The following is a 13,266-nucleotide window of genomic DNA, read 5'->3' as shown; positions in this document are numbered from 1 at the left end:
TACACTTGAAAATGCTAAATTTGCCATTGTGAAGCATGAAATACCTAATAAAGTTGGTAATAACAGTTTTTTCATAAGGATTTCCTTTTCCTGGGTTTCCATAATCAAAACATCCATATCAAATTTTAGTTAACTGTAAGCACAAATCAATATTTTGCCTCTTTTAATAGCTAAACTAGTAGGGGTTTAAAATCTCCTGCAAGAATGTAAAACAATGTGTCATTTGCACGGATCTAAACCTTAAAGGAAAGATATACATTAATAAAAAACTACTATATATTAGCCCTTATTTAAAGTTATGGACTTAGAAGTATTGTGACTTGGAATATACAGCGTAAAGAATTTCTTGCTCAGTTAGAAAATCGATTAAATTTATCCCTGTCAACTAATGATAGGGAGTTAAGAAACAAATTTTTTGATAACTATATTGTTATAAAAGGACGTCATTTTTTATGTGGCCTTGAAGGTTTAAAAAATATTCTAAATAAAGAAAGCCATGAGCTATTAACTTACATTTTATTAACCGCTACTCGCTGTATTGAAGATCCGTCTTCTGAAAATATTACTGCTTTAAAAAGTCAATACCATCTTTTGCAGCAATTATTAAATGAAAATAAAACTTATAATAAAGTAACAGTAGGTGCTAATTTATTCTTTAACTCTATTTTTACCGTTTCGGGCTTCATAGCTTGTATGACTGGTTTTATGTTTATGAATGAAGCCTTGGCAGGCATTGCTGGAGTCACTGCAGGCGCAATGTTATTATCGATAGGGCCATGGGGATTATTAGCTCTAGGCCTTGGTCTTGCAATCTTAGGTACAGCCATTGCGGTAATTTCAGCAACAGAAGCTATTGAGGACGCACGTTTCCTAGGAGATAAACAGGCTAAAGAGATAGACGAGTTCGTAAGCTTTCTAGATAAGCCTAATGCAGCGCTTGATCAAGAAATGCCTGAAATCAATCATCTAAGCCTAGGAAGTCAATGAAGTTAAGATACGTCGTTGTCCTTTAAAAGTCGACCGTCCATGCATGGTTAAAATATTATCTAATACCATTAGATCACCTTTTTTCCAAGGAACAGGGACAGTACATTTTTTTAAAGTGTCCATAATATGGTAAATATCTTTACGAGGTATTTTTTCCCCATCAGCAAAGGAAACTTCATGTAAACGCGTTAGACGGCGAAAATACAAAATTTTAGAGGCTAAGAATTTCCATATACCTAATAACTTTGGGTTAAAATCATATAAGTGAGCTTGATTAAACCATACCGTTTCTTTAGTAATTGGATGTTGTAGAAGAGGGGGCATTGATTGCTTAATCTCAAGCCATTTATCTTTTAGCCATCTTAGTTGAATATTATTCTCTGCACAAAACTTCTCTACTTCAGCGGGATTAGTTGTTTCAAAGACTTCTGACCAGGATTTATGCGAGCGAGCTATACGATTAATGAAATCCATTATTAAACTTTTATGATAATAGTGTGCTACATAAGTAATCTTTTTCTCTGTAAAGCGCGAAACCAGCTGCGGATTAAGTTGTCTATAAATTTCTCTAGCATCACCTATAATTGTTTCACCGCCCATAACAGGTTCGATTTCACAAAAAAAATAAATATGTTTAGGATATGTTGAAAGATAAGAAAGCTCCTGATGGAGAGGAATATAAATATTAGCTGGTGCTTCAGTAGAAGTATAAATACCATCCATAATTTTACTTCTTGGGCTATCGCCCCCTATGTAATTAGTAAATTTGCCTAAGTTCAGTTTTTCAATAAAATTTACAAATTGTTTAGGCTCTATTAGGGGAAAACCACGAAAAAGGATTGCGCCATGGGTCAATAGTAATTTTTCAAAGGCAGGCATATGTGAAGGTAAAATATTCAATAGTTCATTAAATGTTAAGTTATTTCTTAACGTTACTAGTGCTGGAAATGTTTCACTAATATTAAAAACCTGCATACCAATCCTCATCCCTGAAGAAAAAATAAATACCTCTCTACTATAGATAAATAATTAAAAATTTCAAATAAAACAAATTAATATAAGTTTTTAGAGCTTGCATTCCCAATTAAATTAGTTAAAGTATTTGCAGTTATCTTTTTAATAACAAGGAAGAAATCATGAAGTTACGAGGAAGCAAAGTCTATGGTTTAATTTTTTTATCTACCATGTCCATTGCGCATGCTGCAGCTAATACCCCCTCTACAAATCCCCAAACCGCAAACGCACAGATTATGCAGCTAAATACCCAAATTCAGAATCAACTCAAGCAGCTACAAAATCAAAATCAACAACAAATTACGGCTTTAAATAATCAAATACAAAAGCAATTCAAAGATATACATGCTGCTTTTCAAAGTCAGATACAACAATTAAGTACTCAAACACAAAATCAAATGCGGCAAATTCAAGCTAATTTCCAACAGCAAATGCAACAATTGCAAAAGCAGATTAACCAAATAGGTAAAACCGGTACATAGATTTTAATACTGTAGATTACTACGGTATTAAATAATGTCTTTTCCCAGCTAGCGCTTAAGCTGAAAGGGCTTCTAAATTAAACCAGCACATAAGGGCGTAAAATGAGCGTAGGTTTTAAATCCTAACTGATCGCAAACGCCTTTTGCATTTTACGCTGCCATTAAGGAAGCCCCTATCTATTTAAAGTAAATGAATAATAAATAACTTTGTTATTAAATTACAAGCACTATGTACATAATATATTTAGATTAGTTTATTGCCATTAACCTCCCAAAAAATAAAAATCAACAAGTAAAAAGTCTGCTTATTCATAATTTTTTCTTAAGAATTTTCTGATATTATCCTAGGTTTTAAAATCTCTAGAAGATAATCAATTTTGTATAGATATTTAAGGCAATATTGCTTTGGATTTAAACAATTGTATAGTGATGTGATTTATGAAAAAGATTGTTCTTGTCGCAATTAATTTAACTCATAATATAGAATTTGAAAAAAAGAGCTTCGATGATCAATTAATGGCATTAGCATTTTCTACCTTACGAGCTTATAAAGTAGCGAAACAGTTACATCCTGACGCTTATGTCATTGTCGCTTGGCGAGAGTATGGGATAAGCAATCAACTAGCAGTCAGCCAGGATAACATTCGTAAGTTCAAACAATTATTGTCTCAAGTGACTAATAAAAGAGATCTTTTAATTATTGCAGGCAGCCTTATTTCGCAAAAAATAATGTTAGTTAATGATAAACAAGAAAAAATAAGACACATTAGCACTGCCTATGATAAGTATCAATTTATTAAAAAGTTAGAGTATGTAAATAATGCTAGCTACCATTTTTTAGATTATAAAAAACAGTTCAGTCTAGCGAGCTCACAAGATTCTTTTTCTAATATTAAAAATACATGCTATTTTTTTAAGCAAGGCGGAAAAGCTTATCATCGACATAAAATAGCACCTTGTGAAGAAATACCCAGAAATGCGCCGCAAAAGCTAAGTGCCTATACTTTTAAAGAGCAAGAATTCCTTTTTACGTTAGATGCCCAAAATAATATAACTATAGGTGTTGAAATATGCTTTGAGCATTCAGTAGGTTTATTACATCATTTAGTAAAAAATCAAGGCTTAAAAGCACCAACAGTACACATTATTATTGCTGATTCTAACACCATGGTGCCAGAATTTGCCTGCGGGGACTATACTGTTCGTATTGATTCAGATCTCGATGATTCAATTAACTTTGGTAAAATGTTAAAAGCGAAAGATGATTTTTTTCATGTCTATCAATTTGATCCCTACCAAGATAGACTCCCAATTCTTAAAGAGATAAATCCAGATATTTATGATTTTCCAGAAGATTTACCAACATCTTTTGTAAGCAGACCAAACTATAATTAGCTCTACTTTTTTGATATGAATTCATTGCCCTGAATGTAGAAACGAAAAGGTTTTTCTGCCCATTCTTTAGCATAAGCAACACCAATACGTGGCCGACTTATTATCGTAAACGATGTTTCACCATCGCTTGCAAGGTAAAAATTATCACTTAACAAATCATGCCCATTTAATAATTTATTAATTTGCATGGCTTGACAAAGTAAGCCCGGGCCTTGCGTGCGCTCAGTAATATTTTGAATGGGTTCAAGCGCACGAATTAATACCGCAGACCCATACCCGTCTGGACCGGTTACTACATTCATACAATGATACATACCATAAATTAAATAAACGTAAGCATAACCCGGCGGGCCATACATAATTTTAGTACGCGGTGTAATGCCTTTAGAAGCATGGGAGGCCAAGTCATGAGGGCCAATATAAGCTTCAACCTCAACAATTCTTCCTACTTTTTCTTGGCCGTCAATAACATGAATTAAATATTTGCCCAGAAGCTGCTTGGCCACAGTTAATGCATCATTTGCATAAAGATCACGATTAAGCTTTATCATTTTAAGTGCTAAAAGTAGAGGTAATAAAAATATTAATGCTTTATTAATTATCATTAAATCAATTAGAGCTACCTTTATTAGTCCAGACTTATAAAGTAGCTCTTTTAAGTTACTAATAAGAAAAGGCAGAAGCGACATAAGCCTCCGCTTCAGCATTCAAAATAGTGTTACATTTTTTTAATTGTTCATTGTTTTTGTTCTTAGCAACAAAGAATGAAGCTTGTTTAAGTAAAGAGGGTATATCTAATCTTAAACCTAAATCTCGTGCTAAATTAGATTCTAGATAAGGAGCTAACCTTTTCCCATGTTTATCTATAAAAACTAATTTTTTGACATTTGGAAAGAGATTGGCTAATGCTAAACGTTGTTTTGCTGTCATTTTTTCTATTTCATTATGACTTAATATCACTTTTTGTATATGAGGCAAAGATCCTTTAAGCTGATTTAGCTTCTTTAAAGAGAAAAGATTTAAATTACTTCTACTTAAATCGAGTTCAGTTACGCTTTGCGGGATAGCTTTAAAAGCAAGGTTTAAATCTGATGTTTTTTTATCCTTGAAATTATTGCTGCCTAATACTAGTCTTTTTACATTAGGCATAAGGGCAGTAAAAGCTGTTGCCAAGTCATTGCCATTTTTATTCCAAAGATTATTTCTTCGCAAATTAAGTGTTGTAATACTGTTCGGAATGCTTGCAAATAATTTAGTTAAATTTTCTGTGGTCATATTCCCAAGAAGGTTACCTCCTAGATCTAGAATGGTGACTGTAGTTGGAGTTAAATTAAAAGCATTAATTAGATCATTGATCCCTTTGTTAAAGAGTCTGTTACAACTTAGAACTAATACAGTAGTATTAATAGGAATATTTTCAAAGGCTTCACCCAAACTGGAAGAAGGAGCGCGTTTTAGCCCTTTTAACTTAAATTTCATTTAAACCTCTTAACTAACGTGCTGCTGAAAATGAAGATATATTTTACAATAAGATTTTTAGTAATCAAACTATGAATTAAATGAGCACTAATATTAATAATGAAATGCTCTTGCTGCTTTTGCTTTCAGTCAGAGGAAAATGTTATTCTAATAATTCAAAATTTCTGGGGAGCACAATGAAGAAAAAGTATCTTACTATTCACTCAATTAAAGAAAGTATCCATTTTTTAATACTTGCTTTTTTTCTTTTTGCTGGCCGTTCCGCTATTGCTGATTGGAACCGAATCCCATCTGGTTCTATGGAACCTACCCTGTATGTTGGTGATTTAATTTTAGTTAATAAATTAGCCTATGATCTTAAAATTCCTTTCACAACTAAGCATCTTGCTAATTGGGCTGAACCTAAGCGCGGTGATATCGTTGTCTTTTATAAACCGCAAGATGGCCAGCGTTTAATCAAACGTGTCATAGGGATACCGGGTGATACTATTGCAATGAAAAATAACTATTTAATGATTAATGGACATCTCACGCACTATCAACTTGATAAACAATCTCTTCAATACAGTTTGCCAAAGGATGAACAACACCAAGCAGTCATTGCCACTGAATATTTAGCTAAGAAAGAACATCGTGTTATGGCATTGCCCTCTAAACCTGCTGTACGAACATTTGGGCCTATCACTGTACCTCAAGGGCAATTTTTGATGTTAGGCGATAACCGAGATGACAGTGCTGATTCACGCTATTTTGGTTTTGTGCCGCGCAAGCAAATTGTAGGTCGAGCAGAGCGGGTACTGCTCTCTTGGGATAAAGAGAATTATTATAAACCAAGATTTAAACGCTTCTTTCAGCAATTAATTTAAGTAACTAGTCAACTAGGTAGATGATGCCAATTAAATGTTCTGTCTTTATTGCTCTTAGTTTAGATGGGTTTATTGCGCGCAAAGATGGCGCCATTGATTGGCTCATGAAGGCTAATACACAAGCTGCTAGTACGGAGGATGGTGGGTATCATTCTTTTATCCAAACGGTTGACGCTTTAGTGATGGGTAGAGAGTCATTTGCAAAAGTATTGACCTTTGAGCAGTGGCCTTATGGCAATCTGCCAGTCATTGTCTTAAGTAGTAAACCAATCTTGATCCCTAAACATCTACAAGACAAGGTCTCAAATTCTTCTGAAACCCCCAAGGCTTTAGTTAAACGTTTAGCTGACCAAGGGTTTAGCCATCTTTATATTGATGGTGGCATCACTATTCAACGTTTTTTAGCTGAAAACTTAATTCACGAGCTTACAATAACCATTACCCCTGTTTTAATTGGCTCAGGCCGCTCTCTATTTGGCTATTTATCGCACGATATTCAATTAAAACACATGGAAACAAAGAATTTAAGTGGTGGATTTGTGCAAATAAAATATCGTATTTAAAGCGCTACTAAACAACACAATTGCTGCCGGTGCTATGTTAGTCGATCCATGATTCAAGGGCATTTGTTAAATTGCTAGCCAATATTTTAGATTAGATTCGTTGCAGGCCGGTATTTGTTTTCGTTGCCCAATAATTACTGTTGTAGGATGGCGTTACAACAACGCCAGCCAGCGCTTTTATAAAATCTCTGACAGTCTTTACTTCTTGACCAACAATATCATTTGCTGAGCCGTCTTTTACAAATTTCCGAATAGCTTTACCAAGCTCACCACTACGTAAAGTACTGAGGTGCTTTAATAATAAAGTTTTATCAACTTCACCCCTTAGCGCTGATTTAAGGGCATTAATAGCCTCTGGATTCTTAGTATTACTTGGCTGAAATAGACCAAAACAGGTTCGTAGACTTTTTTCTTTCTTATATAATTGTTCTTCTAAATGATGATCAAGTATTTTATTTAGTGCCTTAAAAGCAATAGCCTGTTGCGTTTTTACTAAAACTTTTTGAGAGGGCAAGTTTTCTGCTAATTTTTTATTTGCTTTTACTAAAGCAATGTCTTCTTCTGACGTGGAGAACTTCTCATATGGCTTTAGCGTAATCTGCGAGTCTGTGCCAAAAAAGAATTTATTCGCCCGCTGCATAAAAAGACTAACTTCATCCCATAATTCCTTCAAACACAAATCAGGATGATACATCTGGTACATAGGATGAAGTGCAGCTATTCTGATTGTTTTATCCTTGAAATCATCCCAGGAGGTAATTAAAGTTTTTAAATCGGTTTCTGGAACTTCCCCTCTAAATATCATTTCCCATTGCGTTTTTTGTCGACGCCATTTTTTTATAAGCGCCCTATTGCCTGTAGCATATTTCTCTTTCATAAAGATTTTAAAATTTATATATTGTTCTATTATTTTATATTATTAATCTTAACTAAAGATTAAGTAAATCGATTGCACCAATAAATAAACTTTACACTAGACAAAACTGACTAAATAGCTGCTAATAAGAAGATGGAAAGGCTACTGTGCACTGAATATTTATGACCTGATGATAAGGTAGCACGAGTTATTGCACTATTTTATTTTGCTTACTAACTAAGAATTACTTTCTGCCTGTTCTACTGATTACACTACAAGCTGCTTGTGCTGTCGGCAAAATAGTCATTTCAGTAATGTCTACATGTAAGGGCCGCGTGACTGCATAAAGCACTGCATCAGCAATATCCTCAGCAATGAGAGGATTAAAATCTTGATAAAACTTTTTTGCGCGTTTTTGATCATTCCAACGGACAATACTAAATTCAGTCTCTACTGCGCCTGGCGCAATTTCAGTGACACGCACACCGGTTCCAGCTAAATCAAGTCGCATTGATTTCGTAATTGCTCTAACGGCATGCTTTGTAGCACTATAGACATTACCATTAGCATAAACATCTTGACCTGCAATGGAGCCAATATTCACAATATGTCCTTGGTTGCGCTTGACCATACTTGGTAGCACATAGCGACTAATATACAGTAAGCCTTTAAGATTAGTGTCAATCATGGTATCCCAGTTAGTTAAGTCACCTTCATGGATGGGATCTGTTGCTAATGCTAAACCGGCATTGTTAATAAGAATATCTATGTCTTGATATTGGGTGGGTAACGATTGATACAATTCTCCAACTTTATTTTTATCACGAATATCCAACTCGATTGGCAAAACGTTTATAGCGTGTTTTTTTTGCAACGACGTGGTTAATGCTTGTAATCGGTCTAAACGCCTTGCAGTTAAAATTAAATTAGCGTTTTGTGCAGCTAAAACTTTGGCGCAGGCTTCACCAATTCCACTTGAGGCACCTGTAATTAATACAGTCTTATTAGCTAAAGAAAGGGTCATATTCACTTTAAATTTAAAAGTTAAGGATTATAGCTTATCTTTCTTGTAGCGCAAAGAACGCTAAGTAGTTGCCAGATAACATTTAAATACATACTATTTGATTTTAATTTTTAAGAGCATCGTTATGCAACTTGGAAAATCATTACTTTTAAGTCTATTGTTATCGCTTACCTTGTTTATTGGTATGCCCACTTCAGCTGGTATTTTAGTCCTAGAAACGGATTTTGGCTTAAAAGACAGTGCTGTCAGTGCCATTAAAGGGGTTGCCTACTCTGTTGATCAAGGTTTAGTTATCTCCGATTTGACTCATGAAATTCCACCTTATAATATCTGGGAAGGTGCCTATCGGTTGTATCAAGCAGCTCCTTATTGGCCAAGTAAAACAGTTTTTGTGGCTGTTGTGGATCCCGGTGTTGGTAGCAAGCGACATTCGATTGTGGCTGAGTTAAATAACGGCCAATACTTTGTAGGTCCAGATAATGGTTTACTCACTTTAGTTGCTCATAAAATTGGTATTAAAGCAGTGCGATTAATTAATGAATCAGTTAATCGTATAAAAGGCTCTGAAGCCTCTTATACGTTTCATGGGCGTGATGTTTATGGTTATACAGGTGCACGACTCGCCTCAGGCAAGATTACCTTTGCCGAAGTCGGACCGCTTTTTACTCAACCTATCGTTACCTTACCTAATCAAGAAGCAACACTTATTAACAATAAACTTAAGGGTAAAATAATGGTATTTGATCCGCAGTATGGCAATGTGTGGACTGATATTAACCAGCAGCTGGTCAAGCAGTTTGGCTTTACCCCAGGCCAAACGTATAAGGTTACTATTTGGCACCAACAGCAGAAAAAGTATGAAAGTGAGCTTTCTTTCGAAAATACCTTTAGCGCCGTTGAAGATAAGCAAGAATTACTTTATTTAAATAGTTTAATGGATATCGCTATCGGTATTAATCAAGGTAATTTTGCTAAAAAATATCAGCTAGGAACCGGCCCTGATTGGCAAGTAATCATTGAAAAGGTGAATAAATACGCTTAAAAGATTTCGTGGCACTTATTGTGCGATTAAACGGGTAAATTTTAAGCGAGTATAAGCAATTAAAAATCCCATCTTTTGGCTATTTAAATCAGAAATAGAACCAGGCTCAGTTGTAACGGAGGCAATTTCGGCACCAGCGGCCTTTGCAAAAGCAATGCGATAAGCTAAAAGTGCCTTTTGCAATCCCTTGCCACGGTGAACAGGGAGCGTGCTTGTAATACCTAAATCACAAATGGATTGATGAATGGCAATCGTGCCACCTGCCACTAATTGATCGTTAAAGTAAGCGCCAAAGACCGTTACATTGGCAGTGCAGGCATAATGATAAAACTGCTGCCAAGCTTTTGGACAATCAAATCCTAAAGCAACACAGTGAGCCCAAGCTTGTAATTCAGGCTGACTGACTTTTTTAATTTGATAATCGGCGCTAAGGGGTAGAGGGCTAATGTTTTCATGGGAAAGCTGAAGCTGCAGTAGAGAAATGTTATTGACTTCGGAAACACAATAACCTCGGGCACTTAATTTTTCTACAATATTATTGCCTACTAAAGGGCTTAACTCGATGTTAATGGATAGATGATTAAGCTTTTTATAAAAATTTTCTATGGCTTGAATTTGGGTTAAAAATTCTTTGTCGCTTGAATTAAATCCCCAACCCATGACTTGCGAAAAAAATGATGTTTGACCCATGAAAAAAGCCGTGCCTGAGCCGACTTCTAAAAGGCTACTATTGGGAATACGATAAGTAAGATTAGCATGACTTTGCTTGATACAATTTTCAACGCTATAAGCCAATTGTTTCGTTATTAACATGGGTTTAAGTTAAATCAAAAATAGCAACAATGAAAAAATTTTAACACATTTATTTATAAAACGAGATTTGTTATGGTTAGATAAAAGCAATGGATTGATTGGAATAATGCTAAGACAAATAAGCACCTGTTGTTTGGGAATAGCTTTCTTAAGTATGAACAGTATCGCTTATGCTGATTCAAATCCTTGCTCAGGCAAAAATGCGTTTATCAATTTAGTTGATAGACCAAACAATGCGGATAGTCCCTGCGTTATCCCTGTTAGAAATATTGACTTTGAATTGGGTTATGATTATCAAAAATTAGCACCAGGGAGGGGTAATTTACATAATTTTCCTCAGTCTGAATTACGTATTGGCCTACCGATGCAAAGTGAAATTTTTTTTGTTTTGCCCAATTATAATTATCAATTTTCGCCTGTTAGTTCAGGATTTTCTAACTCAACAATAGGTCTTAAACATCAGGTAGGTTTTAATGATAAATGGCTATTAACTATTGAAGGTGCCTTTGAATTAGCGGGCGGAAGTAGAGATTTTGGCAGTAAAGCGCTTGGTAGTTTTGCTAATGCCATTATTAATTACACCATGACGGATAAATTAAATTTTACCTTTGTAGTGGGCGGCAGTATCCAATCAGATCCAATAACCGCTGGGGGGCAACATTATAATAGTTTTAATCCTGATGGGGTTTTATCCTATTCGTTAACGGAAAAATTGTCACTCTATGGTGAAATTTACGGTCAAACTAAAACAGGTGCTACCGAAAGTAGTGGATTTAATGCAGATGTCGGCCTTCTTTATTTATGGCGCCCCCATATTGTCTTTGATGTGAGTGCAGGCCAACGCTTAACAGGTTATTTATATAATATTGACCATTATTTTGGTGCAGGAATTTCTTTTTTAATTTAAGCTCAATTTCTTAGCATTTAACTTTACTTTGACTATACCTAAGCTATTTTTATATTAAACTGATTTAAACCAATAACATGAGAATTAATAAATGAGATTACATAATAAGGTAGCCGTTATAACGGGTGGCAATAAAGGGATTGGTCGCGGGATTGTTGAGCATTTCTTAGCAGAAGGTGCGAAAGTCGTTACCCTTGCTCGCGATGAACAAAGTTTATCTGAGTTAAAACAGACCCATCCTCAAATCCTTACCATAAATGGGGATGTGACGAAATCACAAGATTTAATTCGTTTATTTCAAGAGACTGCGCAAGCCTTTGGTAAAATAGATATTTTAGTTGCAAACTCAGGGGTAGGGGTACGCGTTTCTGTTGCTGATATGACAGAAGCTGATTTTGATTATATGGTTAATATCAATTATAAAGGCACTTACTTCACGGTGAAGCATGCCCTTTCTCACTTGAAAGATGGCGCAGCTATTATATTAATTGCATCAGTTGCTGCCCATGTAACGATACGTAATCACAGTATTTATTCCTCTACTAAGGCCGCCATTGTAAAATTAGCTAAGAGCTTTGCCTTTGACTTAGCTCCACGTCGTATTCGGGTAAATAGCATTTCACCCGGTTATATTGAGACGCCTATTTTTAATAAGGTATTAAGTCAGGATCCTGATTACTTAAAAAAAAGGCAGGCATTAGTTCCTTTGGGGCGAATTGGCACGCCTTTAGATATTGCTTATGCTGCTTGCTTTTTGGCCAGTGATGAGGCTACTTATATTACCGGTTCTGATTTAGTTGTTGATGGCGGTCTTGTAGCCAGTTATAGGGAGCCTCTTTGATAAAGTTAGTTAACCCTTATAAGCTACGGAAATTGCCTATGGGCTAGGACTTGTTAACTTAAGACAAACGTAAAACCTAAGTTCCGTCTTAATGCATTCCGATAAACGACTTCGGCAACGCTTAAATCTTGAATGGCAAGACCAACGGATTTAAATACAGTAAGTGATGTTTGATAATTCTTATTTTTATTTACTAGCCATTGGCCAATTTCAATAAGGGCTTCTTGCTCTAATTGATGATTGTTAATGGCCGCAATGATTTCACCTGCTTCCTTTAATACCGCTTCTACCTGATCAACAATCACAACAGCCTGTTGCAAGATATCAGCACCGATTTCTTGCATTAAGGGCGTATGAGAACCAATTGCATTAATGTGGACGTCAGGCTTTAACATAGATAAATCAATTAGAGGCTCTGTACTGCTTGTAACCGTACAAATAACATCCGCATCTCTAACGGTAGCTGCTATGGTGGAATGAACTTGTACTTCATAATCATTAGCAATTTTTTTTGCAAAGAATTTGGCATTACTTTCAGTACGTGACCAAAGAGACACATGCGTAATAGGACAAACAGCAGCTATGGCTTCTAATTGCGTATAAGCTTGAGCCCCTGTGCCGATAATAGCTAAGTGTGAGGCATCTTTTTTAGCAAAATACCTGGTTGCCAAACCTGATACAGCACCTGTACGCAATGCCGTTAAATATCTACCATCCATTAATAACTGTGGTTCACCGGTTGTCGCATTAAGCAGCACAATAAAACCGGTAATAGAGGGCTTATGTTTAGTTAAATTTTTTGGAAAGATAGAAACAACCTTAAGTCCTAAGGCTTTACTTTGCGCTAAATAAGCTGGCATCGTTAAGGTCAATGCCTCTTCTTCCTCGATACTAATTCCCATTCTTAAAGGTAATTTAACTTGCCTATGAGCTAAAAAGAAATGCAATGCAGTTATTTAACGAGAAGTTTCCCTAACTGTAACTATACTAATAGAAA

General features: G+C 35.4%; 15 protein-coding genes. 8 read left to right on the top strand and 7 right to left on the bottom strand.

Annotated elements, in window-relative coordinates; translation table 11 throughout:
• Positions 1 to 315 precede the first annotated feature (315 nt).
• Entirely contained in the window at positions 316 to 987 is a 672-nt protein-coding gene (locus tag ACQUW5_RS01005) for a hypothetical protein (RefSeq protein ID WP_444989143.1), read from the top strand.
• Here ACQUW5_RS01005 and ACQUW5_RS01000 read toward each other — a convergent pair.
• Positions 973 to 1,962 carry a TauD/TfdA family dioxygenase gene (locus tag ACQUW5_RS01000; protein ID WP_444989141.1) on the bottom strand — a complete coding sequence of 330 codons (990 nt, stop codon included), beginning with the start codon at positions 1,960 to 1,962 and terminating at the stop codon, positions 973 to 975. The genes ACQUW5_RS01005 and ACQUW5_RS01000 overlap by 15 nt on opposite strands.
• A gap of 161 nt (positions 1,963 to 2,123) precedes the next feature.
• On the opposite strand from ACQUW5_RS01000, the gene ACQUW5_RS00995 reads away from it, so the two are divergent.
• Together ACQUW5_RS00995 and ACQUW5_RS00990 are read left to right on the top strand one after the other, a co-directional pair.
• Positions 2,124 to 2,483, top strand: a complete 360-nt coding sequence (locus ACQUW5_RS00995; protein WP_444989139.1) for a hypothetical protein — start codon at positions 2,124 to 2,126, stop codon at positions 2,481 to 2,483.
• A gap of 438 nt (positions 2,484 to 2,921) precedes the next feature.
• Complete coding sequence (locus tag ACQUW5_RS00990; protein WP_444989137.1) at positions 2,922 to 3,878, top strand: hypothetical protein; 957 nt, start codon at positions 2,922 to 2,924, stop codon at positions 3,876 to 3,878.
• Positions 3,879 to 3,880: 2 nt separating this feature from the next.
• On the opposite strand, the gene ACQUW5_RS00985 is transcribed toward ACQUW5_RS00990, so the two are convergent.
• Positions 3,881 to 4,429, bottom strand: a complete 549-nt coding sequence (locus tag ACQUW5_RS00985) for a DNA-3-methyladenine glycosylase (RefSeq protein WP_444989603.1) — start codon at positions 4,427 to 4,429, stop codon at positions 3,881 to 3,883.
• A 112-nt stretch (positions 4,430 to 4,541) separates the two neighbouring features.
• Positions 4,542 to 5,357, bottom strand: coding sequence for a hypothetical protein (locus tag ACQUW5_RS00980; protein ID WP_444989135.1), 816 nt, complete (start codon positions 5,355 to 5,357; stop codon positions 4,542 to 4,544).
• A 176-nt stretch (positions 5,358 to 5,533) separates the two neighbouring features.
• Here ACQUW5_RS00980 and lepB point away from each other — a divergent pair, with 176 nt between their 5' ends.
• Both lepB and ACQUW5_RS00970 read left to right on the top strand, forming a co-directional pair.
• Positions 5,534 to 6,223, top strand: coding sequence for a signal peptidase I (gene lepB, locus ACQUW5_RS00975; RefSeq protein WP_444989133.1), 690 nt, complete (start codon positions 5,534 to 5,536; stop codon positions 6,221 to 6,223).
• Between the two features lie 23 nt (positions 6,224 to 6,246).
• A complete protein-coding gene (locus tag ACQUW5_RS00970; protein WP_444989131.1) occupies positions 6,247 to 6,786 on the top strand; it encodes a dihydrofolate reductase family protein in 540 nt (179 codons plus the stop codon).
• A 91-nt stretch (positions 6,787 to 6,877) separates the two neighbouring features.
• Here ACQUW5_RS00970 and ACQUW5_RS00965 read toward each other — a convergent pair whose 3' ends face one another.
• Both ACQUW5_RS00965 and ACQUW5_RS00960 read right to left on the bottom strand, forming a co-directional pair.
• Positions 6,878 to 7,663, bottom strand: a complete 786-nt coding sequence (locus ACQUW5_RS00965; RefSeq protein ID WP_444989129.1) for a hypothetical protein — start codon at positions 7,661 to 7,663, stop codon at positions 6,878 to 6,880.
• Between the two features lie 223 nt (positions 7,664 to 7,886).
• Entirely contained in the window at positions 7,887 to 8,666 is a 780-nt protein-coding gene (locus ACQUW5_RS00960) for an SDR family NAD(P)-dependent oxidoreductase (protein ID WP_444989127.1), read from the bottom strand.
• 124 nt (positions 8,667 to 8,790) lie between these two features.
• Here ACQUW5_RS00960 and ACQUW5_RS00955 point away from each other — a divergent pair, with 124 nt between their 5' ends.
• Entirely contained in the window at positions 8,791 to 9,708 is a 918-nt protein-coding gene (locus tag ACQUW5_RS00955; protein WP_444989125.1) for an SAM hydrolase/SAM-dependent halogenase family protein, read from the top strand.
• A 15-nt stretch (positions 9,709 to 9,723) separates the two neighbouring features.
• On the opposite strand, the gene ACQUW5_RS00950 is transcribed toward ACQUW5_RS00955, so the two are convergent.
• Positions 9,724 to 10,521, bottom strand: a complete 798-nt coding sequence (locus tag ACQUW5_RS00950; protein WP_444989123.1) for a GNAT family N-acetyltransferase — start codon at positions 10,519 to 10,521, stop codon at positions 9,724 to 9,726.
• Positions 10,522 to 10,675: 154 nt separating this feature from the next.
• Here ACQUW5_RS00950 and ACQUW5_RS00945 point away from each other — a divergent pair, with 154 nt between their 5' ends.
• Both ACQUW5_RS00945 and ACQUW5_RS00940 read left to right on the top strand, forming a co-directional pair.
• Positions 10,676 to 11,428, top strand: coding sequence for a transporter (locus ACQUW5_RS00945; RefSeq protein ID WP_444989121.1), 753 nt, complete (start codon positions 10,676 to 10,678; stop codon positions 11,426 to 11,428).
• Positions 11,429 to 11,519: 91 nt separating this feature from the next.
• A complete protein-coding gene (locus tag ACQUW5_RS00940; protein WP_444989119.1) occupies positions 11,520 to 12,269 on the top strand; it encodes an SDR family NAD(P)-dependent oxidoreductase in 750 nt (249 codons plus the stop codon).
• 53 nt (positions 12,270 to 12,322) lie between these two features.
• Here ACQUW5_RS00940 and ACQUW5_RS00935 read toward each other — a convergent pair whose 3' ends face one another.
• A complete protein-coding gene (locus ACQUW5_RS00935; RefSeq protein WP_444989117.1) occupies positions 12,323 to 13,216 on the bottom strand; it encodes an ornithine cyclodeaminase family protein in 894 nt (297 codons plus the stop codon).
• Between the last annotated feature and the right edge of the window lie 50 nt (positions 13,217 to 13,266).

Source organism: Legionella pelazae (genome assembly GCF_052527395.1).
This window is presented reverse-complemented; position numbering and strand designations above follow the sequence as displayed.

What these genes read in the sequence shown, in the direction of transcription:
- ACQUW5_RS01000 (WP_444989141.1), bottom strand. Translation starts at nt 1,962, where the DNA reads ATGCAGGTTTTTAATATTAGTGAAACATTTCCAGCACTAGTAACGTTA.
- ACQUW5_RS00995 (WP_444989139.1), top strand. Translation starts at nt 2,124, where the DNA reads ATGAAGTTACGAGGAAGCAAAGTCTATGGTTTAATTTTTTTATCTACC.
- ACQUW5_RS00990 (WP_444989137.1), top strand. Translation starts at nt 2,922, where the DNA reads ATGAAAAAGATTGTTCTTGTCGCAATTAATTTAACTCATAATATAGAA.
- ACQUW5_RS00985 (WP_444989603.1), bottom strand. Translation starts at nt 4,429, where the DNA reads ATGATAAAGCTTAATCGTGATCTTTATGCAAATGATGCATTAACTGTG.
- ACQUW5_RS00980 (WP_444989135.1), bottom strand. Translation starts at nt 5,357, where the DNA reads ATGAAATTTAAGTTAAAAGGGCTAAAACGCGCTCCTTCTTCCAGTTTG.
- lepB (WP_444989133.1), top strand. Translation starts at nt 5,534, where the DNA reads ATGAAGAAAAAGTATCTTACTATTCACTCAATTAAAGAAAGTATCCAT.
- ACQUW5_RS00970 (WP_444989131.1), top strand. Translation starts at nt 6,247, where the DNA reads ATGCCAATTAAATGTTCTGTCTTTATTGCTCTTAGTTTAGATGGGTTT.
- ACQUW5_RS00965 (WP_444989129.1), bottom strand. Translation starts at nt 7,663, where the DNA reads ATGAAAGAGAAATATGCTACAGGCAATAGGGCGCTTATAAAAAAATGG.
- ACQUW5_RS00960 (WP_444989127.1), bottom strand. Translation starts at nt 8,666, where the DNA reads ATGACCCTTTCTTTAGCTAATAAGACTGTATTAATTACAGGTGCCTCA.
- ACQUW5_RS00955 (WP_444989125.1), top strand. Translation starts at nt 8,791, where the DNA reads ATGCAACTTGGAAAATCATTACTTTTAAGTCTATTGTTATCGCTTACC.
- ACQUW5_RS00950 (WP_444989123.1), bottom strand. Translation starts at nt 10,521, where the DNA reads ATGTTAATAACGAAACAATTGGCTTATAGCGTTGAAAATTGTATCAAG.
- ACQUW5_RS00945 (WP_444989121.1), top strand. Translation starts at nt 10,676, where the DNA reads ATGAACAGTATCGCTTATGCTGATTCAAATCCTTGCTCAGGCAAAAAT.
- ACQUW5_RS00940 (WP_444989119.1), top strand. Translation starts at nt 11,520, where the DNA reads ATGAGATTACATAATAAGGTAGCCGTTATAACGGGTGGCAATAAAGGG.